Consider the following 26,163-nt stretch of genomic DNA (forward strand, 5'->3'; position numbering starts at 1 on the left):
CGCCCTATCGGGTGATCTCGACGCTGTTGACCACCACGTCTTCGCGCGGACGGTCCTGCGCGTCCGTCGCGACATTGGTGATCTCGGTGACGACGTCACTCCCCTCGACCACCTCGCCGAAGATGGTGTGGCGGCCGTTGAGCCAGTTCGGCTCACCGACGGTGATGAAGAACTGGGAGCCGTTGGTGCCCGGTCCGGCGTTGGCCATGGCCAGCAGGAACGGACGGTCGAAGCGCAGGTCCGGGTGGATCTCGTCGGCGAACGTGTAGCCGGGGCCACCGCGACCGGTGCCCAGCGGGTCCCCGCCCTGGACCATGAAGCCGTCGATGACACGGTGGAAGATCGTGCCCTCGTAGAGGCTGCTGTTGGACGGCTTGCCCGTGGCGGGGTCCATCCACTGCTTCGAACCGTCGGCAAGCCCGATGAAGTTGGCGACCGTCTCCGGTGCCTGCTCCTCGAAGAGCTTGACGACGATGGTTCCCTTGGTGGTGTTCAGCCGCGCGGTGGGCTGACCCGTGGAGTCCGACACCTCAGTGCCTTTCGGTCGAGTGCGATTTACGTGCTCACGTTACCGCTCTGTTCGTCGCGTTCCGCCTGAACCCGCCCGACCGCGGAGGGTTCCGGCCCGGCTCCGGACCGAATCTGGTATCGACTCGCAAGACACTTCGCGACGGCCGGTGTCGAAACGTAGATCACAGACGCAGAGGACGTATGTTGAGATAACACCCGGATAACAGGGAAGGACGACGAGAAGCCGCCCGCAGTGGCCGTGATGCGTCGGCCGCCGCGGGTAGTGGGACCGTACGAACCAGTGAACGATCGAAGGAGCTGACGACGTGCCTATCACTTCCAAGCGTCGCAAGGCCCGCCAGGCCCGCAAGGAGGCGGAAGCGACCCTCGCCCGCCTGCAAGAGCTTGCCCAGGAGCAGGCTGACAGGTTCGGCCCGTACGCCGACCAGGCTCGGGACCAGGCTGCCGTGAAGCTCCTCCAGGCGCGTGGTTGGACCGCTCCCAGGTTGGAGAACGCCGCGCTCCGGGTCGAGGACACGGTGGCACCGCGGGTGGCGGGGCTTCTGACCACGGCCGCGCAGCGAATCGACCCCAACCCGGGTCGGCGGGGACTGCGGCTGTTCCGCAGCGGGAACCGCCGTATCCCCCGCGGGGTCCTGATCGGCGGGGCCGCGGTGGTCGGCGGTGTGGTCGTGTACTCGCTCATCCGGCTGCGGCAGGCTTCCCAGGACGCCGAATGGCATGAGCACCTGGACCAGGCCCGCGAGCAGGTCCGCGAAACCCGCGAGAACCTGGAGGAGAAGGCCTCGGACGCCGCTGACAACGCGGCCGAGACCGCCAAGGCCACCAAGGCCAAGGCGAAGGAGACGGTGCGCGCTGCCAAGGGCGACAGCCGCGCACAGGACAACGGGCGCCCCGAACGCTGACATCCCTCCTGCCGGTTCGGGCGGGGCCCTTCCGCAGTGGCCCCGCCCTAGGGCATGTTCAGCGGACACATACCCTGCTGCGCGTCGCCCCAGCGGCACTGTCACTGCGCATCTCTCAGTCGACAGCCAAACCCGGGCGGGCCCCCGCTGTGCGATGCTGCCGAGCTTGCGAGGCAGCGCACAGCAGGGGAACTCCTTCTTCGGCCTTGTGCCAGCACCACTGGACACGCCCGCCCGTCGCCCGCCACCAACCCTCAACGGACGCCTACGGCGCAGCACCCCCATTCGTCGCCCGCCACCAACCCTCAACGGACGCCTACGGCGCAGCACCTTCGCGACGGGCAGCATCCACCGAACACGCCCTACACCGGAACCGCGCATGGAGGACCGTGCTGGAACCGCATTACGAGGGCCCGCGTCTTGAGGCACGCACTGAGGCGCGCGCTTCGCGGCCCGGGGCCGGACCTCCCGCTCAGCCGTCTCAGTCGTCCTTGATGAGGCGGTAGGTCAGCGGGTACTTCCAGTCCCGGCCCATCGCGCTGGCGGCGGTCGCGAAGATCGGCAGGAGGAAGTAGCCGACGGCGAATCCGAGCAGCGTGAGGATCGGCAGGACCAGCCAGAACAACAGGGCGCTCGCGATCATCCCGATGATGCAGAAGAGCTGGAAGTTCAACGCTTCCAGCGCCTGCCTACGCAGGTAGGGCGAGCTGTTCCCGCTGACGAGCAACAGGACCAGCGGGGTGAGGACGGGGAAGAAGAACGGCGACAGGTGCCCCACCACCGCGCCGACCTTTTCCGCAGGGTTCTCCGTACGCCGGCCCGCGTCCGTGTTCGTTCCCCCCTCGAAGCGGTTCTGCTCCGTGAGGGAGGCTCCGACCGGACGGGCTCCGCCGTCCGCGGAGATCTGGACCCCGAGGTCCGTCGTAAGCGGCGCGAGTTCGGAGCCCACTTTGGCCTTCATGGTCCTGTCGAGCCGCTCGTCGAACTCCTCCTCGTCCAGCTGCCCCTGCGAGTAGGCCTCACGGAGCACCTCCGCGACCGCGTCACGGTCGGCGTGGGTGAGCCTGACTTGGGGTTGCGGCGCCGCGGTGCCCTGATCCCACGGGTACCTCCGCTGCGGATTCTGCGGGTTCTGCACGGCCATCCCCACTCCCAATGCGCTTCGCCGAGCGCGGCCGTTACGAGGATGGCCGCGCCTCCATCCATGATGCGGCATAGCGCCGTGCGCGGCTATGGGGGTCGTCCCTGATCCTCCCCTGAGTCGGCCTCCCCGCTAAGGGTACCGACATCGACTTTGGCCGGGACTCGCCCCACGCCACCACGGTGGCCAGGCCGTACGCGAACATCCTCGTACCGGCGCTCAGATCCGCCCGGGCTCCCCTCCCCGGCGGCGGCTCCGTCAGTGCCGTGCGACGGCGGCCGCGGCGGAACGTACCGGCTCTTGCTGAGCCCGCTCCTCCGTATAGCGGCGCTCCGCGCTGGTGAGCAGGTCGTACCAGCTGCTGACATCCTTGCGCCGGCGCAGCAGGGCCCGGCGCTCGCGTTCGGTCATGCCTCCCCAGACACCGAACTCGATCCGACTGTCCAGCGCCTCGGCGAGGCACTGGGTGCGCACCGGGCATCCCCGGCAGATCAACTTCGCGCGATTCTGTGCGGCGCCCTGTACGAACAAGGCATCGGGGTCGATTTCGCGGCACTTAGCACGCGCCGCCATCTTCTCATTCCACATGTTGCCCCACTCCCAAGATCAGCATGTGTGGTGATCGGAACCCACCGTTCGGCATGGCCTTCGGTGGACGAGGGACAGCTGGCCGATGCGAGGACGGTGCACGATGCCGGGCGGGGGGCCGCACGGCTCGCCTTTGGGGGTCGATCGTTTCGGCGGGCTGTGTTCCTCGTTGTCGTTGGTGTCGAAACTACGGATCGGCCGAGTTCACCAACAGACCCCAAGAGGCCTATTTCTCATATGGCCCACTAGGACCATTGCTTCTTGGGGAAGTGTCATCATACACACACGCAGGGTTACCGCATGTGATACGAGCACCCCCGTGCAACCGTAATGAAAGGTCACTCTCAGACCATTCTCCGGCAAGCCGGGTGACCTGCGACTACGCGTCATCCCATGAGCGACTCACCCGACCGCGACAGGCCTGGTCGAACTGGACACCTGGACACTGAACCCACCCGATCGGGCTATGCGGACCCTAGCGCCGCACACCCTAGGCAACCCCACATGCCACCCAATTCCCACCCGCACAAACGACCCCGGAACTACTGATTAGTAACCATGAGAAACCGACGCAAACCAGGGATAATTGTCCTCTTGAGGGCAGAGACCACCCCCTCAATCGGACCATGGACCCCCATTTGGATTTCCCTTCCCTGTTTCGGGGCCCGCCGTCCGGCCGTTGGAACGACCGGACGGCGGGGTCTAGTGGAAGGGACTAGGCAGGGGTGGGATCAGGCGGGGGCGTTGGCCTTGAGCTCACGCACAAGGTCGTCCAGGACCTGCTTGGCGTCCCCGAAGAGCATCGTGCAGTGGTCCCGCTCGAAGAGCTCGTTCTTGATACCCGCGTATCCGGGGGAGAGGCTTCGCTTCACCACCATCACACGCTGGGCGTTCTCCACGTCGAGGATGGGCATCCCGGCGATCGGAGAACCGGTGGCCGCGTTGGCCACGGGGTTGACCACGTCGTTCGCCCCCACAACGATCACCACGTCGACGCTGGCGAAGTCGTGGTTGATCCGCTCCATCTCCACAAGCCGCTCGTAAGGCACATTCGCCTCGGCCAGGACGACGTTCATGTGGCCCGGCATGCGGCCGGCCACCGGATGGATGGCGAACCGCACCTCCACGCCCTGGTCCGCCAGGACGTCGGCGAGGTCGGCCGCCGCCTGCTGGGCTCTGGCAGCCGCCAACCCGTAGCCCGGAACGATCACCACGCTCCGGGCCACCTCCAAGACCATCGAGGCCTCCTCCGGATCGGAGCCGACCACGTTCTCGTAGGTGTCGCTGCCGCCTTCGAGGGCCGCCCCGTCACCGAGACCTCCCGCGAACACGCTCAGCAGGGTGCGGTTCATGGCCACACACATGATCTGGGTGAGCATGAGACCCGCGGCGCCCACGATGATGCCGCCCATGATGAGCATGGTGTTGCCGATCGCGAAGCCGCTCGCGGCGACCGCGAGACCGGAAACCGAGTTGAGCAGTGAGATCATCACCGGCATGTCCGCGCCGCCGACCGGTGCGACCGCGAGGAAGCCCACCACGAGACTCAGGGCCAGCAGGCCGAGGATGGCCAGGGCCGCGAACCGCACGTCCGTCAGGGCCAGCGCCATGACCGCGGAGACCACACCCAGCACCGACCCCGCGACGAGCAGCGGAGCGCGCCCTGGAACCCTGCTGAGGCGGCTCAGGCGCCCCCACAGCTTGGCCTCGGCGAGAATCGACCCGGAGAAGGTCACGGCTCCGATCACCACAGAGATCAGTAGGGCGATGGACTCCAGCACGCCGAGGGTGCTCAGCGGTGTCCCGCCAGTGTCCGTGGCCACCACCCTGTCCCAGAACAAGGACAGAGCGACAAGGGCCGCGGCGGCACCACTGAAGCCGTTGAAGCGCGCCACGACCTGTGGCATGGAAGTGGCCGAAGCGCGAACCACGATCACCACTCCGGCCGCCGCTCCGACGACCATCCCGGAAATAATCCAGGTGTAGTCGACCAGCCCCATCTCCACCAGGGTGATGACTACGGCCAGAAGCATGCCGGCCGCCAGCATGAAGTTTCCCCGGCGCGCGCTGCGCACCTTGGAGAGGCGCTTGAGCCCGAGGACGAACAGCGCCACCGGTACCAGGTAGGAGAGTTGAACCAGCTCCACCGCGATCATTCCTTGCTCCTTCCAGTGGTGAAGCTGCCCAGCATGCGGTCGGTGACCATGAAGCCGCCGACCACGTTGGCGGTGGCCAGGGCCACGGCGAGCCCAGCGAAGACCGTCGCGGTCGCGCCGGTCGTGGATCCGGCCAGTACCAGAGCACCGATCACCACGACACCGGACATGGCGTTGGCGCCCGACATCAGCGGGGTGTGGAGCATCGGGGGCACCTTGGTGAGCAACTCGTACCCGAGGAAGGCGGCGAGCACGAAGACGTAGACGGCGAGAACGAGTGTGCCGGTCATGAGGCGGCCCCCATCGAGTCGGCCGACCCGGCGGACGCGAGCGCGGCCACGGCCGGTTCATGGCGGATCTCACCGTCTTTGGCAAGAACGAACCCGCTGAGTTCCGGGTCCGCGTCGACGTCCAGCTCTCCCTCGTCAGTGACGATCCTGGAGAGGAGGTTGACGACGTTGCGGGCGTACAGGGCGCTGGCCTCGCTCGGAAGGCTGCGTGCCAACTGCGGGGCCGGGATGACCCGCACCCCGCCGTGATCGACCGGGCCACCGCTGTCGGTGAGGGAACAGTTGCCCCCGTCCTCCGCCGCGAGGTCGACCACCACCGAGCCGGTCGGCATCCGCTCGACCATCTCGGCGGTGAGCAGGGTCGGCGCCCGTCGCCCGGGGATCTGCGCCGTGCAGATGACGGCGTCGGCCTGGGCGACGTGGGGTGCCAGGGCCTCGTGCTGCGCCCGGGTGAGTTCCTCGCCCAGCTTCTTCGCGTAAGCGCCCTCGGCCTGGTCGGTGACCCCGGGGATGTGGACGAAGTCCGCGCCGAGCGAGCTCACCTCGTCCGCGGCGGCGGCCCGGACGTCGTTGGCCTTCACCGTGGCGCCCAAGCGCTTGGCGGTGGCGATCGCCTGAAGGCCCGCCACCCCGACTCCCAGGACGACCACTCTGGCCGGTTTCACCGTTCCGGCCGCGGTCATGGACAGGGGGAAGAGTTTGTCGACCCCGTTGGCCGCGATGAGTACAGCCTTGTACCCGGCGATCCCAGCCTGGGATGAGAGCGCGTCCATGGACTGGGCCTTGCTGATGCGCGGCACCAGCTCCATCGCGATCGCGGTGGCCCGGCGCTCCACCAGTATTCGGGCCACGTCTGTTCCGTGGACCGGGCGCAGGAGCCCGATCAGGGTCGCGCCCTCCGCGATCGTCGCGAGCCGCTCGGCGGACGGCGGAACCACGGTCACGACCGTCTCTGCCCGGGCGAAGAGTGTGTCGCCGTCGACGATGACGGCTCCTGAGTCTCGGTAGTCCTGGTCCGAGTGGCCGGCCCCCTTGCCGGCCCCCGTTTCGACTTCCACCTCCAGACCGCGTCCGGTCAGGGTGGCGACACTCTCCGGTGTCGCTCCCACCCTGCCGTCATCGGGGTCGTCTGATCGTGCGAAAGCCAATCGCATACATCACCTGATTCCTCGGTGAGCCAGCGACAGAGGCCGTGAGGGGTTGGGGGTAGGAGATAGGGGGAGGCCTGGTCCTCGTCACCTGAAACAGACGAGGCTGTCGTTGGCACGGACCAAGGGTTCATACCCACCCAAAGAGAGACCCAGACCACATATTTACCAGGGCACAACAGGAACGGGGACGCCGACAGCGCAAGCCGCGGACAGCAGCCCTGGAATAAGCCGGGGACGCCGTGTCCGCTCGTCGGCGCCGGCTACGGGATCTCCGCGAGCGATCCCGTGGGAGGACCGCAATGACACGCCTGTGCGCGAGCACGCCGATCGTGGCGGGTTCCCCGTCAGTCGGGTGAGCATGGTCCACTCCACCATCGACCCCACCACCGCCACCGCTGGGGGCTGAAGCCTCACCGGCTGGCCCGGGGGTCTGGGGTCACGCGCGAGCAGAGCCGAGATAGTGGAGGATCAATAGCCCTCCGCACCCGCCCTCAGCCGCCGCGGGGCTGGTTCGAGGGATCCTGGAACGTGATCCCCACGCCGGGGTAGGGGCGCATCGCGGCGAATCCTCGAGCGCTGGTCGGCGGCCGGTCGAGCGTGAAGGGCCCGCGGCGCAGGAGGCGTGCCAGCATCACGGTGAGCTCCGCCGTCGCCAGCCCCGATCCAAGGCACCGGTGCTTGCCGCCCCCGAACGGAATGAACTGACTGGAAGTAGGAGCAGGCTTGTCCAGCCACCGGCTCGGGTCGAACCGCAGCGGCTCGCGGTACACATCCGGATCCCGGTGGGTCGCGTATGGGCTGAAGATCACCAAGTCGCCCGGCCGGACCTGTCCCCCGTGATGTTCGAAGCCCTCGACGGCATACCGAACCGAGACCATGGCAGGCGGGTAGAGACGCAGAGCTTCAGAGACGATCGCCCGCACCAGTTGCAGCCGGTCCATATCGTCCGGACCGGGCGCCCGCTCGACGAGTACCGATGCGACCTCATCGCGTGCTTGGGCCTGCCAGGCGGGATGTAGCCCGAGGAGGTGGACGATCCATCCCATCGCCGCGCCGGTGGTCTCGTACCCAGCGGCGATCATCGTGACCACCTGATCACGGATCTCTTGGTCATCCAGCCCCGAGCCCTGTCCGTCTCGGCCGTGGACGAGCAGGGGCAGTACGGCGCCGGTCTGCTGATCGTCGCTCGGGCCGTGCGGTGTGGACTCGGCTCCGTCGCCCTGCCCCGCCGGGGCTGCCACCCGCACTCGTTCGATCTCGCGACCCACGAAGGTGTCGATCGCGGTGCGGGCGATCATCGCGCGTCGCCATGCCGGGGTGCGCAGGCGTCGGTGCCAGTCCAGCACTTGTGGGAGCTTGTCGGTGAGGTCGAGCAGTGGCTGCAGGGTCTCACCCAGTTCGTCGGCGTAGTGAGCCATTCTCCCGGCGAACAGAACGCGCAATGTCGAGCGCCGGATCGCGCTGCGCAGTACCGCGTATGCGTCGAAGGTCTCGCCAGGGCGGATGCGCTCGAGGCTCTCATCGGCCGCGTCGGCCATGGTTTGCAGGTAACCGTCGATACGCCGAGGTGCGACGGCGGGTCGGATCAGCCCACGGCGGCGGGCGTGATCCTCCCCGTCCGACAGCACCACCGACGTGGGCCCGTCCACAATCTCCAGCGGTGCGAACGCCTCGCGGGCACGGAACCACTCGTCATGCCTGAAGATCAGCGCGTTGGCCTCGGGGCCGAGGAGGTAGACGAGTCGCTGCTGACCCAGCCGGCGCCGAACAAAGCGGTCACCTCGGGTGACGCGCCTCACGAGCCGGTCCCCCGCTCTGGACCGACAGGATGCGATATCTTCCATAACTGTGGAAGATACAGCAGATTGGAACGGCGGTCGAGTCCGTCGACCAGAGCAACGCCGCGCTGCCACCAGCGCCCTCATCGAAGCTGCGATCGCGCAGCTTTCCGATGCCGGCATGCGCGGCCTCACACATCGCAAGGTCGAACAGCGTGCCGGCCTGGCGCAGGGTTCGACGAAGTACTACTTCGGCAGTTCCGACGCCCTGGCCGAAGCCGTCTTGGACCACTTGGCGGCCCTGGAGCTCCCGCTCGTGCACGCGATCTCCGAAGCCGAGCGAGAGGCAGCTGCAGGCGGAGATGACGGAGCCTTGCTTCGGCGCGCCCAGACCGTGGCCGAGGCGATGCTGGCGCGGCCCGATCACGTCCGAGCGCGATTCCACCTGTATCTCGACGCCTCGGGGAAGCCGCGCCAGGAGGCGATCGTCACCGCGGCCAGGAATCGATTCGTGGCCAAGGTTGCCCAGTCACTACCCGGGCCCAATTCACTGGCGGCCGCCCGATTCGTCTGTGCAGTCATGGACGGCATCTTGCTCGATCAGGTCTCGGCTCCCGATCCCGTGGTCCGCGAGCACACGGCGACCTACATTCTCGCGGCCGGTGCGGCCGGCATGCATATCGCAGCATCGAAGGTGCCGTAGGCGGGTAGCGCGCTCTCGCGGTCCCGCCAAAGTGCGGTAGGCCGCGCTCCGAGAGGCGGCGTGACCCGTGCCCCTACCCGTCCGGTCCAAATCCGGCGCAGGCCCTGGAAACAGCGAACGGGGACCCCCGTTGGGAGCCCCCGTCACTACGTCTGATCTGCTGTTGTTCGCTGTGGAGCCAAGGGGAGTCGAACCCCTGACCTCCGGTATGCAAATCTCATTCCGGAGGTGCGCCCACCTGCGGGGATGGCAGCGGATCGCTCCTGACCTCGAAAAACAGGTCACTGGAAATCCCGCTACATACCCCGGCCTCCCGTTGCCACCTGTACTAAATATGTACTGCAAAGCGGGGCGCCCGACCAGGTCTGTCCACCTGATCGGGCGCAGCGGCCGGGCCTCTGCAGAAGGCCCGAACCATGAACCAGCTTATCCACCGCACCGTCCCTGACACCGTGATCGAGGCGGTCGGCCACGCTCGCGGCATCCTCGAGGTCGTCCTCGACCACCACCCGCTCACCACCGAGCACCGGCGCACCATCACCTACGTGCACAACGACCTCACCGGCCCCCACCGGTACGAGGAGACCACCCTCGCGGGCGTCGCCCAGGCCCTCGCCGAGGTCGCCGACTCCGCCGAGCTGGGCGACAGCACCCTGGCCGCCCTCGACTCCGCGCGCGGCCGGTTGCCCCTCGCCCCGACCCCCGATACCCGCGTGGCCATGTCGGCCGCGGAGCTTCCCACTCGGCTGCCGCTCCTGTGCCGCCTTGCGGACCACCACGGCGCCCTGGTCGTCATCCTCGTGTTCAACGCCGACCTCACCCCGGCCGAACGGGTCGAGGCGCTCCACCACACCGAGGAGCTGCCCGCGGACCTGGTCGGCCAGATCACCGCCGAGATCACCCGGCGCCCCGCCGAGGCGGTGAACCGGTGAACCGCGGCACCCTTGTGGCCTGGCTGGCCTTCACCACCGGCGCCGTCGTCTCGATCGGCGCGAACGTCCTGCACGCCCTCGACAACGACGGCCCCACCGACCTCGGCCGCCTGATCGCCGCCGGATGGGCGCCCGTCGCCCTCCTGCTGGTCGCCGAACTGGTCACCCGTGCCCGCCAGTCCGGCCCGTGGTGGATCATCACGCTCCGCTGGCTGGGCACAGCCGTGGTCGCCGGGGTCGCCGCCATCGTGTCCTACGGGCACATGCGAGACCTCCTGCTGTCCTACGGCGAAACCGCGCTGGTGGCGCACCTGCTCCCGCTGTCGGTGGACGGGCTGCTGTTGGTGTCCTCGTTGGCGCTGGCCTCCCCCGCCGAGAAGGGTCCCCACAATCTGGGTACCCCTGCCGCCCCCGCCGAGAAGGGTGGGCACGTTGTGCCGCCCCCTGCCGCCCCGGCCGAAGGGGGTGAACGAATCGGACCCCCTGCCGATCCCGTGGAAGGGGAACGATTCGTTACCCATGCCGCCCCGGTGCCGGTGCCTGCCGCCAGCGGCACGAACGACACGGTGACCGTGCCGCTCAACGACGCCCAGGCCCTCGACGTCGACACCGCCGAGGAGCCTGGAGACGAACGGGAGCAGGCGCGGCAGGCCTACCGTGCCGCCCTCGCCCAGGGCGTGCCGCTCACCGGCAGGCAGCTCGCCGAACGGTTCGGGCGCTCCGCATCGTGGGGGCGGACCCGCATCCGAGAGTGCCAGAGCGGGTGAGGTGTCCGGGGCCGACTCGGAGGGTTCGCGAGTCCCTGGAAGGGACCCGCGAACCTGCGTCACGATGAACGTGACGCACGAACTCTGGGTTTGCAGCTCCCTTCGAGGGGGCCGCAAACCTGGGCCAGGGGTCCACGCTGTCGTGGACCCCTCCGAGGGGGTCGCGAAACGCGCCACCCAGCGTGGGATGTCAGCGCAGCGCCTCGGCGAGCTGGCGCCCAACCCGCGGCGCGCGCCGGGCCACGGTCTCGGCGACCTCCCGCAGCTGATCGACCGCGTAGGCGTTGACCGCCAGCGCGTCACCGGCAGCGGCACGGGCCGCCTCGGCCGCGGCATCCAGGTCACCGGCCAGCGTGTACCCCTTGGCCAGACACGACCCGAACCACGCCCGGTCGCGCCGGTAGTGGCCCGACAACCCATCCAGTGCACCCCGCAGCAGGGGCACGGCAGCGGACCCGTCGCCGAGGTCGAGCTCGACCATCCCCCGCTGGCCCAGGAACCACGTGTCTCCGTAGAAGTACATCCAGTCCGGTTCATCCTCCGGGCGCTCCGAGGCGCCCCGGATGAGGTCCTCGGCGCGGTCGAGGCGGCGCCGGGCGGCATCGGTCTCACCGAGGAGAGCGTGGCCGCGGGCCTGCATCTGAGAGGCCATCCCAGCGATACCGGGGGAGACGTGCCCCTCGTGCCACTGGGCCGCCTGGGCCAGCCGGACACACCGCTCCCCGTCGCCGACACTCCAGGCGATGTGCGCCTTCATCGACAACGTGGTCGCCGCCATGCTCGCGTCTGCGGCCTCCAACGCCCAGCCGTGGGAGCGGTCGAACCAGGCCAGCGCTGCCGCCTTATCGCCCTGGTCGTTGCACATCCACGCCATGAACTGGGCGTACTGCGACGTCAGCGCCACCAGATCATCACGCACCCCGGCGCGGGCATGGCGGCCCAGGTCCTCGACGGTGTCCAGCTGGGAGCGCACCACCCCGATCACGGGGCCGCTGCCGAGGGTGTCCTCGACGCGCCGGTGCTCGGCCAAGCACCGGTCGAGCCACTCCACCGCCGGAGCATCGACCCGGCGCGGGTTGGCCACCACCTTCACCATGCGCTCATACAGGTCATGATCCGGAGCCAGGGACGGCAGCGGCAGCGCCGGAACCGGCAGCCGCGGCACGGGAGCGGCAGCCGCGGCAAGCTCGCCCTGGGCGTCCACCAGATCATCGAGGGCCTGGGCGAGCTCGGTCGAAGGGCGTTGCTTCCCGCCGAGCACCCGCACGAGATAGGCGTGATCGTAGTTGGTGGCCCGTGCCGCTGCCCGAACGGACATGCTGCGGTCCTGGAGGGCCTGCCGCGCTTGTTGTGCGAAGTCGTTCATCGGGGGGCGCTCCCTGCCACTGGGGGGCGGTGACTGGTGACAGCCAGAGTAGTCACCACTGGTCATCTCCCAAGGGGGAACCGGCGAACCCAACGATGGGAGGCATGGATTCCTCCGAACGCGACGCCGCCCGTAAAGCCCTCGACGCGCTTCGCCGCTACTACGGCGACACCTACACCATCCACCGCAACGGAATCCTGTGGGTGGCCACTCACAGGGACCCGAACCCGGACACCGCGCCGACCGTGATCGAGGAGAGCCTCGAACGGTTCATCGCCTCGCTGGAGTTCCCCACCCAGCGGTTCGCGCGCCCGACGGACAAGAGCGCCGCGCACCCATAGACGCCCGCACGTCCGCCACCTATCCCATGTGCGGGGTTGTCTCCCCGGCGGGCGTGCGGGTCCAATCGGCCGCGCCCCGAACCGGGGGGACGGGGCGCGGCTGCCTCGCCCGGTGCACGCGCCAGCCGGGCCTACGGGGCCACCGGACAGGGACCGGTGGCCCCGTTGTCAGAACCGGCCCCACACCACCACCAGGCTCCAATCCAGCGGCCACCCCTGCTCCCGCACCCACCCCGCCCAGGCCGCCCGGCGCCGGTTCTCCGCCTCGGTGGCCACTCCGAGCCGTTCCGCGGCAGGCATCGACCACCCCCGGCCAGACATCCACGCCCGGTACCGGCCCTGGTGGTGCCACACCGTGTGGAAGGGGTCGAGGAGCTCGGCAGGCGCCGGGACCCCCTCCACCAACGGCACCGACGACACCGCGGCCGCACGCGCCCGGCGACGGGCGCTCACTCGACGGCCTCGACGATCCGCCACCCCAACGCCGCCATGGCCTTGGGGGTCAACCCCAGAGCCTCCCCGGCATGCCGGGCCTCCTGGGCCATCCACGCCGAGGCTTCCCCGGCCAGGATCGCCGACTCATAGACGATCAGCACCGCCACTGTCCCCCGCACGGTGTCATCCCACTGGGTGGCCTGCGGCGACTGCCAGAGTTCTTCCCACCGCCCCGCCTCGGCCACGCTCCACTCGCGCCCCGGCGGCAGCGGGGGCACCGGCAGCTCGCACCCGGCCGCGGGCAGGTCCACCAGGGCCGCCCGCGCTCCTGCGGAGACCGGGCGCCGGTGCGCCCGGCTGTGCGGCTTGGCCGCGTTCCTCGCTGGCATCGGTCACCTTCCTTGATCAAAACCGCTAGCTCGTTGAGGTCGGCTGGTACAGGCAGGCCGGGGCGACCTCCCCGGCGACCCGGCGGCTCCGGAGGGCAGTGGGTCACCCCCCGGGTGCCGCGGCGAGTCACGGACGCGACGTGAACTTGTTGCCGAAGTCGTTGATCACCTTTCCGTTTGCGTTGATCTCTCGGATCTTCTTGGTGCGCGCGTGCTGGCGGATGAGCTCGGCAGTGTCGGCGTCGAGGGCGTCGTAGCGGCCATCACGGAAGTACACCTCGCGCCCGTCGCCCGGGTTGCGCAGCACCACCGGGTAGGTGCCGAGGTCGCGTGTGACTCCGGTCGGTCCGAGCTTGAAGCGCGCGACGATCTTCTGAGCGTCGGGCACCTTGCCCTGGGTGCGGGCCTGGTCCTCGGCGGCCTCGCCCGCCTGCTTTGCGGTGGTGGCCAGCTGGTCGGCGTAGGCGGGGTGGTGGGCTTCTTCCCACTCGTTGAGGACCAGGGTGATGCACTCGGTGTATCCCCCGTTGGGCAGGGCCAGCATGGGGCGCACACCTCCCAGGCTGCGGCGGGTGGCCTCCCGCTTGATCAGTTTGTGTTCGGCGCGGGCGCGGGCGCGGGCCTTGGCGTAGGTGCGCCATGCGGTGAGGGTGTCGTCCTCGGTGGCTCCGGTGACGGCGCGGGTGAACTCGTGCCATGCCTGGGCGACCTGGGGTCGGACCTGGTCGTAGAAGGCGGTGATGCGGTTCTGCCAGAAGTCGGTGAGTGCCCTCTCTCGTGCGGTGTCGAGGTTGGCGCGGGCCTTCTCGGCGCGGGCGCGGGCGTCGGCGAGCTGGCGGGCGAGTGTGGCGGCCTGGTCTTCGAGGTGTTCGGGGTTGTGCTGGTTAGCGGTCTTCGTGGTCATCGTTGGTCTCCTTCATGGGGATGGTGTTGTCGGTGATGGTCATGCCGAACGTGGTGATGGTCTTGGTGCGCGAGTAGGCGGCGGGTTCGGCGGGTTCGGTCTCTCCGGCGGGTCCGCGGGGTCGGTGTTCACCGCGCGGGTACCAGTGGCGGTTGTTGATCATGAGGTCCTCCTCGGTGGGTTGGTGGGGCGCCCGGCCGGGCGCCCCCGGGGGCGGGTCAGGCCGCGTCGGTCTGTTCGGCGTCCTGGTGGTCGAAGCACCATCCGTTGGGCCAGTCGGCGAGGGATACGCGGATGGGGCAGCCGGGAGTCCTGCACTCCGCGATTTGGCCGGAGACGCGGCCGCCTGGTCCGCCTGGTGACGGGTCCTGCCCTCCGCTGTGCTGTTGGTGGCCCCACAATGGGGATTCAGGCGGACCAGGCGGTCCATGCAGGTCAAAGGCTTGTCCAGGTGGACCGTCAGGCGGTCCAGGCCGGGGCGGGGCGCTGCTCCGGTCCGCCTGGTCCGCCTGGACCGCCTGATCGTCTTTTGTAGGGCCAACTAGAGCGATGCCTTGGTAGTGGCGCGGCAGGCGGCTGCCGTCTGCTCCGCGCGGCCGGTACACCCGCACCTGGGGGGCCACCGAAGACAGATTGCTGCTGAGAGCGGACTTGTTCCCGCGCCCCACTCCGCTGTCCTCGGCCCACGCCTTCCAGGCCTTCCACATGTCATCGACGAGCACCTCGTGATCGGGACCTTTGACGCAGCACTCGCGCACGAACGCCGACACCGGCGATGCCATGTCCTGCATGGAGACCACGGCGTCGGTGGAGGAGTCCGGGACACGGATATTGCCCCGCTCGATCAGCCGCGCCAGGCCATCCAGGGCCCAGTTCAAGATCCCGGGGAGCTCGGCCATCAGCTCATCGGTCAGACTCGTGTTCTCGTTGCCGAGAAAGCTGTTGTTCATGGTCAGCACGAGGAACCGGGTAGCGATCGCCCCGGAGGCGTCGCCGAACTTGGGCAGCTCGTTGGACAGGATCAGGAACCGGGTGGGCAACCGGCCGGTCCACGGGTCGCGGTACTTGCGGTCCACGTCGATGGTGTCCTCACCCGAGATCGTCAGGAGCCGCTCGACGACCTGGTGACCGTCGGTCTTGGACAGCCGGGCGTCGGAGACCACGGCCAGCGGTTTGCCCAGCAGGGGCGACAGGCCGAAGTTCGTGGCCATGCTCGCCAGGGTGGGGCCAGCCATGTTGCCCTTGCCCACCAGCGCGGCCAGGATGCGCCCGATCGTGCCCTTCCCGGACCGGGCCGGTCCGACGATGAGCATGATCTTGTGCAGGTCCGTGCGGCCCGAGAGCACGTAGCCGAACCACTCCTGGAGGGCCTCGATCGACGTCGGGTCGTCGGGCCAGAGCTGGGCGAGGAACTCCAGCCACTTCTTGGGCTCGGCCGCCTCGGCTTCGAAGGCGAAGGGCACCGACACCAGATTGAAGAACCGCGGATCATGGGCGGCCATCGTGCGGTCATCCAGGCGCAGCAGCCCGTTAGTGCACGCCACGATCGGCCTTGGTGTGCCGGAGGCGCGCCTGCGGGTGCTGGTGATCCGTGCCGGGGCGTCGATGCCTGCGGACAGGTGCGTGATCGCGGCCAAGGCCTCGGTGAGGTTGGCGATCTTGCCGCGGTTGGGTGCCCACTTGCGTTCCTCGGTGACCTCCTCGCCGTCCTTCTTCCCGACGTGGGTATAGGTGGCGTGCTGCAACCGGCGGTACAGGTCCGAACGGATCTCCCGGTCTTCCACCTCGGCCCAGTGGGGGCCCTCCCAGCGCATCCAGGTGCCGCGCCAGTGCAGCAGCGTGGGGGCGGTGCCGTTGTACCGCCAGGCCTGCATAAGGTCGTCGGCGACCTCCATGGGCACGCCGGGCGAACTGGTCTCGGCCAGCGGCGGTGCTTCTCCGGTCTGGTCGAAGTCTTCCAGGTTCACGCCGCGCCTCCTTCGATCTTGGCCCAGGAGCGGGTCACCTCGGTGGCCACCCGGCCCTCGTACTTGTTCACGGCTTCGCACCAGGGCGCCACCAGGTCCACCGCCTGGTCCTGGGAGAGTCCGGCCCGGTGGCAGGCACCGATGATGCTGTGGAAGTGCGCGGACCGGTCGGGCACGTTGATCTCGGCCAGCCGATCGGTGACCCACAGGGGAAGCTCTCCGGTGTGTGCGGTTGGCCGGCGGGGCGCGCGCGGCCGCGCCGGCGGGGACAGCAGACGCTTGATGGCCTCCCAGTCCAATTCGGCCGGCGGGATCTTGCGCTCCTGGAGCAGGGTGTACGGGCCTCGGCGCCCGGGGTCGGTGCTGGCCTTGCGGTCCCGTTCATCGACCACCGACGGGGGAGCCAGCACGTATCCTCCGGTGGCCTTGAAGTCCAGGAAGTGCTTGGGCAGCGCCCCACACCCTCGGCCGGTGCCCGCGTAGTAGAGGTGGAGTCCCCCGCTGGGGGTGCGCACGAGGGCGCAGGCTCCGGCGAGGAGTCCGGCGATCTTGGCCCGCTCCATGGCGTCGAATCCGTCGCCGTCGGGCTTGTTGTCGACGTCGAATACGTCGACCGCGGGGGCGCCGGTGGCGATGGCTACGTTCGCGTCGGGGCAGCGGGTCCACCAGTCGGTGATCCGTGCCGGGTCGGTGGTGGCGTCCTTGACCCCGTGCGGCACGAGGGCGCCGAGGGGCTCCTTGGCGCCCGGGGCGCAGGGGAAGACCGGCCAGGAGCGGGCGGCGAGGTCGAGGGCGGCCTGTAGGGTGTAAGCAGTCGTTTGGGCTTGCTGGCCGCTCGACTCCTCGCCCGCCCCGATCGCACCGGGGCGGGCTTTCTTGTGCGCGATCCTCATGCGGCGGCACCGCCCTGGGCGTTGTCGTCGAGCCACTTCTCCACTTCGGCGATCCGATAACGCACATGGCGCCCGAGCTTGAACCAGGGCGGCCCTTCACCTCGCCATCGCCAGTTCGCCAGAGTCTGCACCGGGATTCCGGTGTACTCGGAAAGCTGACTTGCACCCAACAGGCGGACCTGTCCTGAGTCCATGGCCATGACCATCCTTTCGTTGACCTGTCTTGACGGGACAGTATCACCGACAATGGTAATCCACCACTCTTGACGGAACTGACTCATATGTGAGTAAGCTTTGACCTCAACTTCTCATCACGTCACGATGGGTCCCATGAAGATTCAAGGCAAGCCGCCACTGACAAGTGAGAACCCGATCATCGACCTCGGCAACAACCTGCGGGTGCCGACGTCCGTGAACATCCAGGGCAGCGAAGTGAACGGCTACGACGTCACGATGCGGGCTGACTACAGCTCGAGCAGCGGTCGATATGAGTGTCGAGCTCTAACCGTCACCGCACCCCAAGGTGTCGAGATCACCGGCGAGGCGCTGCGATCGGTTCCCGTACAGGCCGTACTCAACATGGGGGTGGCTTCTGCTCTCCAGGGCTTCACCACGCTCAACATGGGTGCGATCCCCGGCGACATCACCGAGGGCGGCCCCACCACACGCGCGTTGGAGTGGGTGGCCTACCTGTACAAAGTGGCCCTCATCTTCGGGGAATCACCGGTCCAGGCGGTCGCTCATTCTCTGGAGCTACCGAAGTCGACGGCGAACCGATGGATCACCCGCGCCCGGGACCGGGGGATTCTCAACGTGCAGGACAAGCGAGGACGTCGCGATCAGGAGGACGACACGTGAAGCGTGTATGGATCGAGGACCGCGCCGACCACGCGGACTACCGCGCCCGGGCAGCCGCAGCCAGGAAAGCGAAGCGCCGACCGCCCGGCCGGTGGCGGGTCCGTTACTACGACACCCAAGGCAGGATGCGCGCGGAGACGTTCCAGAAGGAGCCCCAAGCACAGGGCCGCCGCAGCGACCTAGAGTCCCAGCTCGCCGCGGGCACCTACCGTGACCCCAAGGAGGGGCGCAGGAAACTCGCCGAGGTCGCCGAGGCCTGGTACTCGGCCCAGCACGACCTAAAGCGCTCCACCAGGCGGGGCTACCGGGATCACCTCGACCTGTACGTACTCCCCCGGTGGGGCGGTGTCTCCGTGGCCGATATCCAGCGCGACGACGTCGTGACATGGGTGGGCGACCTGGTCAACTCCCCCGGTGTACAGGGCGCCGAGCTCAGCGCGTCGCAGGTGCGCAAGATCTACGGGGTGCTGTCGATGGTGCTCGACTCGGCGGTGGCCTCCAACAAGGTCGCCGTGAACGTGGCCACCGGGGTCAAGCTCCCCCGGATCCCGGCGAGCGATCACGTCTACCTCGACCACCGGCAAGTCGAGGCGCTCGCCGAGGCGGCAGGGGAGTACCGGCCGTTCCTACTCGTGCTCGCCTACACGGGCCTGCGGTACGGCGAGGCTGCCGCTATCCGTGTGCGTAGCATCGACCTCGATCGGCGCCGCATCCGGGTCGTCGAGGCGTTTGGGCGGGACGGCGGCGAGGTGTACCTCGACACCCCCAAGACACACGAACAGCGGTCGGTGCCCGTGCCGCCCTTCCTCGTGCCGGAGCTGCGCGCGGTGGTCGACGGCAAGCTGGGGGACGGTTGGGTGTTCACCTCGCCCAAGGGCGGTCCGCTCCGGTACGACAACTTCCGGCGCCGGGTGTTCAACCCTGCCGTGACTGCCGCTGGCCTTGCCGAGCTCGGTGTCACGGCACACCGGTTGCGGCACACGGCTGCGTCGCTCGCTATCGCTGCCGAGGCCGACGTGAAGGTCGTTCAGACGATGCTCGGCCACAAGACGGCGACGATGACCCTCGACCACTACGGGCACCTGTTCCCCGACCGGCTCGACGAGGTCGCCGACCGGATGGCGGCGAAGCGGTCGGCAGCGCTCCGAGAGGCGGCCTGACCATGCGCCCCTGTACTAAATGTGTACCGGACCCCGGAAACAGCGAACGGGGACCCCCGTTGGGAGCCCCCGTCTACTACGCCTGATCTGCTGTTTTCCGCTGTGGAGCCAAGGGGAGTCGAACCCCTGACCTCCGGTATGCAAAACCGGCGCTCTGCCAGCTGAGCTATGGCCCCGTGGACCGGGTCTGGGACCTGGTCACCTAGGAGAGCATACCCGCTTCGGGAAGCGGCCCCGGTCACGGCGCCGGAGCTTCGGCGCCCGTGGGCCGACCAGGGACCGGACACAGCACAAAGCCGTGGGTCGCACCACGGGATTGTCGGCCCACCCACGTCTTCGTGTCACTCTGATACGGACGCTCGGTGACACTCGTGGGTGTTCACCGACGACCCGTTGGTAACCTCCCGGCCCCCGATCGGTGGCCAGATGGATCCGCTGATCAGCTCTCGCTGGCCGCGGTGGCTTCCGTCCACAGGTCGAGCTCTGCGCGGTCCGCCTGGATCTTGCGGTAGACGGCGAAAGCCCCGAGGGCCACCAGTGCCAGAACGATGATCTTCTTCACTGTCCGGACCTTTCTCTCTTGGAAAACCGGTCGTACGCACGGGCTCCCGCCTAGAGGCGAGGGCTCCATGGCCAACTTTATGAGGTTGTCACCTAGCAGACTAGCAAGCCACGGCGGGCGGTCCCTGCCACGGTGGACGGATTCACACCGGCTTCTTCCCCGGATCGCCCCCGCGGCGGGTCCGTCCGACTAGGTCAAGAGCGCCATCCGGCGCAGAATCCCCACACTGGCCTGTGGTGATGCCGCTATCCGGGTGAGGTGCTCCCAAACCCTCCGGCAGGAGCGGACCGATTCTTCGGCTTCGACAATCCCTCCGCCCTGGGTGGCGTCGACGTAGGCCAGGTCCGCCTCGTCCTCTTCGAACTCCAGGATCGAGAAGGGCCCGGCGAGGCCTGGGTGCGGGCCGGCGGAGGTCGGCAGGAGCTGGATGGTCACCCGTTCGGACTCGGTCGCCAGTTCGACGATCCGGCGGGTCTGGGCGCGCAACAGCCCGAGATCGCCGGAGACGCGTTGGAGGGCGTCCTCCTCGATGACCGCGTGGTAGCGGCTCAGGGAGCCGGAGTCGAGGATCTCCTGGCGTTTGAGGTAGGCGGCGACCATGCGTTCGGCTCCGTGCTCTCCATGACCGAGGGAGCGCGCGAGCGTCGCGGTGTAGTCGGGGACCTGGAGGAGATCCGGGACGAGAATGCCCGCGTAGGACTGCACGGAGACCGCGCCGGCCTCGTTTCCCACGTACGCGGAGGAGAGGACGTCTTCGTACTCGGTCCACCAGGGGCGCAGCCGCGACTCGCGGACCAGGGTCAGGATCGCCTCGCGCTGCCCTCCGGTAACCCCGTACAGCCGCAGCAGGGCGGAGATCTCCATGACCGAGGGCCACTTCCGGATACCGGTCTCGATGTGGCCGAGTTTGGCCGGTGACCACTCCAGCTCCTCCGCCACGTCGTTGAGGGTCATGCCGGCCTGCACACGGCGGCGGCGGAGTTCGGCGGAGAGTCGCCGCCGGCGGACCGTGGGGCTGGTCATAACACTGATCCAATGACGCAGAGTGTTGAGGGTATGCCACCAGCGAAACACGAGGCCTAGCATCTAGCAATGAGTTTCTAGAAAAGTGCGGCCGTTTCGATGCATTAGCGGCGGGATAGGGCGCACTGGACATCAAGAAAACTCGCGCTTTGTTACGATTAGTAACTGGAGTTGCGTACAGTGGAGTCACATGACTCGTGAGCGCCCAACACCCTTTTCTCGGCCCCCAGGGGCCCCGTCCGGCCCTTCCGGAGAACCCCGGGCCGACGTCTCGGAGGGCGTCCCGCGGGGTGTACGGCACGTGCGACGGGCGGGATGTGCGAGCAGCAAGGCCCGCACTGCGGGGATTGTAGCTTCATGTCACGTATGTCTCAGCCCGATACTTGCGGGGCCAAAGCGCGTACGATGCTTGAGGTGCCCGCCCCGGTGGGCGTACCCGTACATGTAGAGGAAACCCATGAGCTATCCGATTGACGACGCCGAGCAGCTGATCGCGAACGCGGAGGCCCAGATGCCCCCTAGCACCCGGTCACGCCTCATCGCGAAACTCCGCATGGGTAAGCACATCGACGACGCCGCCGGAGAGCTGGGCATCAACCCCAAGCAGGTCTTCTCCACCGCCCGGGTCCTCAAGCCCTTCGGCGAACAGCTCGACGCGACCCTCACCGAACAGCGCGACCCCTCCCTGCCCCACGGCAGCGTCACCGGGTACAACAAGCGCTGCCGCTGCCCCGAGTGCCGGAGCGCCCTCCAACAGCGCGTCTGACGGACCGAGAACACCGGGGCCTATTCCGGCCAGCTCCCCCACCTGCGCCAACACGTTGTTAACCCAGACTTCTCGAACCAATGCCGCCCTCAGAGGCTTATCGGTGCGGAGTTTGGGGAGACCGCTGAACATGAACGAGCACGTGGACTGGTCGGCAATGAGCGAGGACGATTTCGTTGCCCTGCTGCGGCAACTCATCGAAACGCCGGAGGCCGACGACGATTAGGCGGTGTTCGACGGTTTCCGGCCGGTGGCGGTCACCGTTCCCGGCCTCCCGACACCGGGAACACCCTCAGGTGCCCCGGCCTCGGCCACGTGGCGGGCTTCCTCAGTGGTGGCCCGCCGCAACCGCCGACCGGTTCTCCCAACCGTGCGCCTGCGCGGCCTCACCCGTGAAGAAGGCGACCTCCCCGGAGACCCGGATCCACACCTGTGCACCGATCTCGGGAGAGGGATGACGGTGTGACCGTGCTCTGACGCGTGTGCCCGACCCCTCCACGGCCAGGTGCACCACGCTGTCGTGCCCGGCGAAGGTCACGTCGGCCACGCGGCCGAGCACCCCCTCCCCTGAGCCGCTCTCACCCTCAAGGGCGAAATCGATCCGCTCGGGCCGCAGCACCACGGACCCCTCTCCGGCGTCGCCAACCGTGTAAGCCTCCACAGCGCCCAGCGCGCACTCCACCCGGCCGGCACGCAGCTCCCCCGGGATCACCACTGTCTCCCCCAGGTATTTGGCCAGCCCCGCGTCCCCCGGCCGCTCATACACCCCGCGTGGCGTCCCGGCCTGGACGACCTCGCCCTCCCGCATCAACGCCACGCTGTCGGCGGTCGACAACGCCTCCTCGGGGTCGTGCGTGACCAGCAGCGCGGTGACCCCGGCCGTGCGCAGTACCTGCCGGACCTCCTCGCGCAGCCCCGTCCGCAAGGCCGGGTCGAGGGCGTTGAAGGGTTCGTCCAGCAGGACGAGCTCGGGTTCCGGGGCCAGAGCCCGAGCCAGTGCGATCCTCTGTTGCTGCCCGCCGGACAGCTCGTGCGGCATCCGGTCCGCGTACCCGACGAGCCCGACCAGTTCCAGGACCTCCTCGGTGCGGGCCCGCCGGCGGGCCCGTCCGCCCATCCGCTCCCGCCAGTTCCGGCCCAGGCCGAAGGCGACGTTGCGGGCCACGGACAGGTGGGGAAACAGCGCCCCCTCCTGCGGAACCACACCGACGCCCCTGCGTTCTGGTCGCGCGTGGACCGCCCGGCCGTTGGCGAGCACCCGGTCACCGATCCGGAGGGTCCCGGCGTCCAGCCGTTCGAACCCGGCGACCAACCGCAGCAGTGTGGTCTTGCCGCAGCCGGACGGGCCCAGAAGGGCACCGAGCGAGGAGTCCTGCACCTGCAGGTCGACCCCGTGCAGTACACCGGTGCGGCCGAAGGACTTCTCCGCCCCTTCGACGACGAGACCGCTCATGGAATCACCTCTCCATTGCCGTGGCCTTGCGGCCCAGTACGAACGCGGGAACCGAAGCCAGGACGATGAGCATCATCGCGTAGGGCGCTGCCTCGGCGAACCGGCCCACGTTGGTGGCGCTCCAGAGCCGCATCGCGATGGTCTCCATCCCGGTGGGGTGCAGCATCAGGGTCACCGGAAGTTCTTTCATGCAGGTGAGGAAGACGAGAGTGCCGCCAGCCGCGACGCCGGGAAAGGCCAGGGGCAGCGTGATCCTGGTGAACACCTGCGGGGGAGTACGGCCAAGCGAGCGCCCCATCTCCTCCAGTCCGGGCGGGGACTGGGCGACCGCGCTGCGCACCGAGCCGACCGCCGCGGGGAGGAACAGCAGCGCGTAGGCGAAGATCATCAGCGGAAGCTGCTGGTACAGCGCGAACGCGTGATTGACCGCGAAGTAGACGAGGGCCACCGCCACCACCACACCGGGCATCGAATAGCCCATCCAGGTGGCGCCTTCAAGCAGGCGGGGGATCCGGCCCCGGTGGCGGGCGGCGAGGATTCCGACGGGAAGCGCCAAGACCAGCGTGAGGACCGCGGCCGCGGCGGAGACGCCCAACGTCGTCAGCGCGGTCTCCGTCATGCGGGGCAGGTCGAACCCGGCAGAGGTACCCCGGACGATCCAGTAGCTGAGACTGGCGACGGGGAAGACCAGGGCGGCCGATGCCACCAGGACGAACGGCAGCACGAGGAGGCCGCTCACCAGGCCACGTACGGTACGGGCAGGACCGGGGGAGAGGTGTGCGGTGAGGTCCCCGGCAACGTCCTTGGGCGGCCGGAGCCTGGTCGCTCCGGCGCCGACCCGGCTGAAGCGCGCCCGTCCGCGTGCCCGTGCCTCACCCCACAGCACCAGGAGGGTGACAACGACCAGGAGAGCACTGAGCGAGGCCGCGCTCGCCATGTCGAACCGGTTGGCGTAATCGTTGTAGATGGCCCGGGTGATGGTGTCATAGCGCAGGGTCGCTACGGAGCCGAAGTCCGAGAGGACGTACAGCGCCGCCAACAGGGATCCCGCCGCGGCGGAGGGCTGGACGTGGCGCAGGGTCACCCGGAAGAACACGTACAGGGATCCGCGTCCGAGAGAGCGCGCCACTTCCTCCTGGTCCCGGTCGGCCCGGCTCAACGCGGCGACGACGGGGAGGAAGACGTAGGGGTAGCAGGTCAGGGTGAGGACGATCAGCGAGCCGGTGAACCCCTGGACCTCGGGGACGGCCTCCATCCACACCATCGCGGCGACATAGCTCGGGATGGCCAGGGGGAGCGTGGCGACCAGGGCCCAGAGTCGGCCGCCGGGCAACCGTACGCGGGCGACCAGCAGGGCCAGCCCGATCCCGAGGATGAGACAGCCCGCGGTGACGGTCGCCGTCAGAACCAGGCTGTTGAACAGCAGTTCAACGGTCCGACCGCGGGTGAGGGCGTCGAACAGGGTGCCCGGCCCGTCCGAGAAGGCCTGGACGAGCACGTACAGCAGGGGGAGCACGGCCAGAACGGCGGTGGTTCCGGCCAGCAGGTACAGCGGCAGGGAGGAGGGGACAGACACGGCACGGCCGGAGCCGCCCGTCTTCAGGGTCGACTCCGGCTGTGTGCGTCCAGGATGGACGTCCGTCACTCCAGGCCCGCTTCGCGGATCATCTCGACGGTCTCGTCCAGGGAGTGCAGATCGGTGAGATCGATGTCGGGCTGCTCCAGGCTGTCCAGTTCCTCAAGGTCCTCGTTGGCCGGAACCCCGTCGACCAGCGGGTACTCGGAAGTCTCCTCCGTGAAGTAGGTCTGGGCTTCCTCGCCGATGAGGAACTCCAAGGCGGTTTGAGCGCCCTCCGCGTTCGCCGCGTCAGCGGTGATGGCTGCACCGGCGACGTTGACGAGGCTTCCGGCGTCAGCGACAGGCAGGTAGTGCAGTTCCGAAGTGACCTCGTCCGGGGTCTCCTTCAAGCGCTCGTACCAGTAGTAGTGGTTGTTCAGGCTGAGGTCGATGTCGCCGGTCTCGAGGCCGTCGAACATCGCACGGTTGTTCTCGAACAGTTCGACGTCGTTGTCGGCCATGCCCTCGAGCCACTGTTCCGCGGTCTCGTCGCCCTCGATCACCCGAAGGCCGGTGACGAAGGACTGGAAGCTGGCGTTGGTGGGCGCGATACCGACCCTGCCCTCCCATTCGGGGTCGGTCAGGTCGAGGACGCTGTCAGGGACCTCGTCGACGTTGTCGGGGGCGTAGGCGATGACTCGGGAACGGCCGGAGAGCCCGATCCACTCACCGTTGCCGTCCTGGTACTCATCCGGGACCTGGTCGGTGATGTCACCGGGGAGTTCGGCGAGCAGCCCCTCCTGAACCAGGAGTCCGAGTGCACCCGCGTCCTGGGCGATGAACAGGTCCGCGTTGGTCTGGTCGCCTTCGGTCTGGATCTGGTTGGCCATCTGGGCGGTGTCACCGTAACGGACATCGATCTCGAGGCCGGTGGCCTCCCGCATGTCCCCGATGAGCGGCTCGATCAGTTCCTCGTCGCGACCGGAATAAATGGTGATGGCGTCTTCCGCTCCGTCATCCCCGGACGCGGCGCCACCATTGCCGTCCCCACCACAGGCCGCGGCCATCAGAGCGAAGACGGGAACAGCCACCAGCGCGAGCTTGAACCGTTGGGGGATCGTGTTCATCTGGGCTTCTCCTACCGAGGTTCACGGGCATAAGACTCGGCCGGCCCGAGCTCACAACATAGGCGAGCCTAACCCAGGAAAGGCTATCCTTACAATATTCAAGACGTGGGTAATCAATGTTTACGCAGGTGACCAATGTTACACGGGAGTAGGGTGATCACCAAGCGTACTACTGTTCACATAGAGAACAGAATAAAAAGGTTCATCCAATGAAAGGGTGACCCCTTGAATCTATTTCAAAAAAATTGAAACACATGTGAAAAAATAAGGGGGGTCGCCCCCGCAGGAACAACCCCCCAAAGAAAAACCGTGGCAGCGACCTACTCTCCCACCCCACCACAGGGCAGTACCATCAGCGCAAGGAGACTTAACGACCGGGTTCGAAATGAGACCGAGTGTGACCCTCCTGCCAAAACCAC

28 protein-coding genes, 1 tRNA gene and 1 rRNA gene are annotated in these 26,163 nt (G+C 68.2%); 8 read left to right on the forward strand and 22 right to left on the reverse strand.

The features are described from left to right. Window positions 1-4: 4 nt before the first annotated feature. Entirely contained in the window at window positions 5-529 is a 525-nt protein-coding gene (locus tag ACYVD1_RS08925; RefSeq protein ID WP_460747587.1) for a peptidylprolyl isomerase, read from the reverse strand. Window positions 530-836: 307 nt separating this feature from the next. Between ACYVD1_RS08925 and ACYVD1_RS08930 the strand changes: the two genes are divergently transcribed. Then, the gene (locus tag ACYVD1_RS08930) at window positions 837-1,436 is read left to right on the forward strand and encodes a hypothetical protein (RefSeq protein ID WP_460770168.1); all 600 of its coding nucleotides are present in this window, start codon (window positions 837-839) and stop codon (window positions 1,434-1,436) included. A gap of 481 nt (window positions 1,437-1,917) precedes the next feature. Here ACYVD1_RS08930 and ACYVD1_RS08935 read toward each other — a convergent pair whose 3' ends face one another. The 6 genes from ACYVD1_RS08935 to ACYVD1_RS08960 form a co-directional block, all read right to left on the reverse strand. After that, window positions 1,918-2,580, reverse strand: coding sequence for a DUF4870 domain-containing protein (locus ACYVD1_RS08935; RefSeq protein ID WP_460770170.1), 663 nt, complete (start codon window positions 2,578-2,580; stop codon window positions 1,918-1,920). Between the two features lie 255 nt (window positions 2,581-2,835). Continuing rightward, window positions 2,836-3,165, reverse strand: a complete 330-nt coding sequence (locus tag ACYVD1_RS08940; protein ID WP_460770173.1) for a WhiB family transcriptional regulator — start codon at window positions 3,163-3,165, stop codon at window positions 2,836-2,838. Between the two features lie 731 nt (window positions 3,166-3,896). After that, window positions 3,897-5,321, reverse strand: coding sequence for an NAD(P)(+) transhydrogenase (Re/Si-specific) subunit beta (locus tag ACYVD1_RS08945; protein WP_460770176.1), 1,425 nt, complete (start codon window positions 5,319-5,321; stop codon window positions 3,897-3,899). Continuing rightward, the gene (locus tag ACYVD1_RS08950; RefSeq protein WP_460770179.1) at window positions 5,318-5,611 is read right to left on the reverse strand and encodes an NAD(P) transhydrogenase subunit alpha part 2; all 294 of its coding nucleotides are present in this window, start codon (window positions 5,609-5,611) and stop codon (window positions 5,318-5,320) included. Before ACYVD1_RS08950 ends, ACYVD1_RS08945 begins: the two co-directional genes overlap by 4 nt. Beyond that, a complete protein-coding gene (locus ACYVD1_RS08955) occupies window positions 5,608-6,765 on the reverse strand; it encodes a Rossmann-fold NAD(P)-binding domain-containing protein (RefSeq protein WP_460770181.1) in 1,158 nt (385 codons plus the stop codon). The genes ACYVD1_RS08950 and ACYVD1_RS08955 overlap by 4 nt, the downstream gene beginning before the upstream one ends. Window positions 6,766-7,253: 488 nt before the next feature. Further along, on the reverse strand, window positions 7,254-8,561 hold the full coding sequence (locus ACYVD1_RS08960; protein ID WP_460770183.1) for a cytochrome P450: 1,308 nt from the start codon (window positions 8,559-8,561) through the stop codon (window positions 7,254-7,256). A 49-nt stretch (window positions 8,562-8,610) separates the two neighbouring features. On the opposite strand from ACYVD1_RS08960, the gene ACYVD1_RS08965 reads away from it, so the two are divergent. The 3 genes from ACYVD1_RS08965 (at window position 8,611) to ACYVD1_RS08975 (ending at window position 10,942) form a co-directional block, all read left to right on the forward strand. Continuing rightward, window positions 8,611-9,243, forward strand: coding sequence for a TetR/AcrR family transcriptional regulator (locus tag ACYVD1_RS08965; RefSeq protein WP_460770185.1), 633 nt, complete (start codon window positions 8,611-8,613; stop codon window positions 9,241-9,243). Between the two features lie 416 nt (window positions 9,244-9,659). Further along, window positions 9,660-10,175 (forward strand): hypothetical protein, encoded by a 516-nt coding sequence (locus ACYVD1_RS08970; protein WP_460770187.1) that lies wholly within the window; start codon window positions 9,660-9,662, stop codon window positions 10,173-10,175. Further along, a complete protein-coding gene (locus ACYVD1_RS08975) occupies window positions 10,172-10,942 on the forward strand; it encodes a DUF2637 domain-containing protein (RefSeq protein ID WP_460770189.1) in 771 nt (256 codons plus the stop codon). Before ACYVD1_RS08970 ends, ACYVD1_RS08975 begins: the two co-directional genes overlap by 4 nt. A gap of 190 nt (window positions 10,943-11,132) precedes the next feature. On the opposite strand, the gene ACYVD1_RS08980 is transcribed toward ACYVD1_RS08975, so the two are convergent. Beyond that, entirely contained in the window at window positions 11,133-12,308 is a 1,176-nt protein-coding gene (locus ACYVD1_RS08980; RefSeq protein WP_460770191.1) for a helix-turn-helix domain-containing protein, read from the reverse strand. Window positions 12,309-12,412: 104 nt separating this feature from the next. Here ACYVD1_RS08980 and ACYVD1_RS08985 point away from each other — a divergent pair, with 104 nt between their 5' ends. Next, window positions 12,413-12,649, forward strand: coding sequence for a hypothetical protein (locus tag ACYVD1_RS08985; protein WP_460770193.1), 237 nt, complete (start codon window positions 12,413-12,415; stop codon window positions 12,647-12,649). A gap of 168 nt (window positions 12,650-12,817) precedes the next feature. Here ACYVD1_RS08985 and ACYVD1_RS08990 read toward each other — a convergent pair whose 3' ends face one another. The 7 genes from ACYVD1_RS08990 to ACYVD1_RS09020 form a co-directional block, all read right to left on the reverse strand. Beyond that, complete coding sequence (locus ACYVD1_RS08990; RefSeq protein ID WP_460770195.1) at window positions 12,818-13,102, reverse strand: hypothetical protein; 285 nt, start codon at window positions 13,100-13,102, stop codon at window positions 12,818-12,820. Beyond that, window positions 13,099-13,473, reverse strand: coding sequence for a phage terminase small subunit (locus ACYVD1_RS08995; protein ID WP_460770197.1), 375 nt, complete (start codon window positions 13,471-13,473; stop codon window positions 13,099-13,101). Before ACYVD1_RS08995 ends, ACYVD1_RS08990 begins: the two co-directional genes overlap by 4 nt. A gap of 127 nt (window positions 13,474-13,600) precedes the next feature. Further along, window positions 13,601-14,377, reverse strand: a complete 777-nt coding sequence (locus ACYVD1_RS09000) for a hypothetical protein (protein WP_460770199.1) — start codon at window positions 14,375-14,377, stop codon at window positions 13,601-13,603. Further along, entirely contained in the window at window positions 14,358-14,540 is a 183-nt protein-coding gene (locus ACYVD1_RS09005) for a hypothetical protein (RefSeq protein WP_460770201.1), read from the reverse strand. The genes ACYVD1_RS09000 and ACYVD1_RS09005 overlap by 20 nt, the downstream gene beginning before the upstream one ends. Window positions 14,541-14,595: 55 nt before the next feature. Then, window positions 14,596-16,344: a DNA primase family protein gene (locus ACYVD1_RS09010; protein WP_460770203.1), complete on the reverse strand. Its 1,749-nt coding sequence runs from the start codon at window positions 16,342-16,344 to the stop codon at window positions 14,596-14,598. After that, the gene (locus ACYVD1_RS09015) at window positions 16,341-17,237 is read right to left on the reverse strand and encodes a bifunctional DNA primase/polymerase (RefSeq protein WP_460770205.1); all 897 of its coding nucleotides are present in this window, start codon (window positions 17,235-17,237) and stop codon (window positions 16,341-16,343) included. Before ACYVD1_RS09015 ends, ACYVD1_RS09010 begins: the two co-directional genes overlap by 4 nt. Then, window positions 17,234-17,437: a helix-turn-helix transcriptional regulator gene (locus ACYVD1_RS09020; RefSeq protein WP_460770207.1), complete on the reverse strand. Its 204-nt coding sequence runs from the start codon at window positions 17,435-17,437 to the stop codon at window positions 17,234-17,236. The genes ACYVD1_RS09015 and ACYVD1_RS09020 overlap by 4 nt, the downstream gene beginning before the upstream one ends. Before the next feature lie 130 nt (window positions 17,438-17,567). Here ACYVD1_RS09020 and ACYVD1_RS09025 point away from each other — a divergent pair, with 130 nt between their 5' ends. Together ACYVD1_RS09025 and ACYVD1_RS09030 are read left to right on the forward strand one after the other, a co-directional pair. Beyond that, window positions 17,568-18,095, forward strand: a complete 528-nt coding sequence (locus ACYVD1_RS09025; RefSeq protein WP_460770209.1) for a hypothetical protein — start codon at window positions 17,568-17,570, stop codon at window positions 18,093-18,095. After that, window positions 18,092-19,255, forward strand: coding sequence for a tyrosine-type recombinase/integrase (locus ACYVD1_RS09030; protein ID WP_460770211.1), 1,164 nt, complete (start codon window positions 18,092-18,094; stop codon window positions 19,253-19,255). Before ACYVD1_RS09025 ends, ACYVD1_RS09030 begins: the two co-directional genes overlap by 4 nt. Before the next feature lie 103 nt (window positions 19,256-19,358). Here ACYVD1_RS09030 and ACYVD1_RS09035 read toward each other — a convergent pair. The 3 genes from ACYVD1_RS09035 to ACYVD1_RS09045 form a co-directional block, all read right to left on the reverse strand. Further along, a tRNA-Ala gene (locus ACYVD1_RS09035) sits at window positions 19,359-19,431 on the reverse strand. Between the two features lie 263 nt (window positions 19,432-19,694). Next, window positions 19,695-19,817, reverse strand: coding sequence for a DLW-39 family protein (locus ACYVD1_RS09040; RefSeq protein WP_014912962.1), 123 nt, complete (start codon window positions 19,815-19,817; stop codon window positions 19,695-19,697). A gap of 189 nt (window positions 19,818-20,006) precedes the next feature. Then, window positions 20,007-20,840, reverse strand: a complete 834-nt coding sequence (locus ACYVD1_RS09045; protein ID WP_460770213.1) for a helix-turn-helix domain-containing protein — start codon at window positions 20,838-20,840, stop codon at window positions 20,007-20,009. A gap of 457 nt (window positions 20,841-21,297) precedes the next feature. Between ACYVD1_RS09045 and ACYVD1_RS09050 the strand changes: the two genes are divergently transcribed. Then, complete coding sequence (locus tag ACYVD1_RS09050) at window positions 21,298-21,606, forward strand: hypothetical protein (protein WP_460747605.1); 309 nt, start codon at window positions 21,298-21,300, stop codon at window positions 21,604-21,606. A gap of 328 nt (window positions 21,607-21,934) precedes the next feature. On the opposite strand, the gene ACYVD1_RS09055 is transcribed toward ACYVD1_RS09050, so the two are convergent. From ACYVD1_RS09055 to rrf, 4 genes are all read right to left on the reverse strand, one after another. After that, window positions 21,935-23,059: an ABC transporter ATP-binding protein gene (locus ACYVD1_RS09055; RefSeq protein WP_460770215.1), complete on the reverse strand. Its 1,125-nt coding sequence runs from the start codon at window positions 23,057-23,059 to the stop codon at window positions 21,935-21,937. A gap of 4 nt (window positions 23,060-23,063) precedes the next feature. Continuing rightward, window positions 23,064-24,635: an ABC transporter permease gene (locus tag ACYVD1_RS09060; protein WP_460770218.1), complete on the reverse strand. Its 1,572-nt coding sequence runs from the start codon at window positions 24,633-24,635 to the stop codon at window positions 23,064-23,066. A gap of 65 nt (window positions 24,636-24,700) precedes the next feature. Then, window positions 24,701-25,744 carry an extracellular solute-binding protein gene (locus ACYVD1_RS09065; protein WP_460770222.1) on the reverse strand — a complete coding sequence of 348 codons (1,044 nt, stop codon included), beginning with the start codon at window positions 25,742-25,744 and terminating at the stop codon, window positions 24,701-24,703. Between the two features lie 307 nt (window positions 25,745-26,051). Further along, window positions 26,052-26,163: ribosomal RNA gene (rrf, locus tag ACYVD1_RS09070) — 5S ribosomal RNA — on the reverse strand; the annotation flags it as partial.

The organism is Nocardiopsis nanhaiensis (assembly GCF_054778635.1).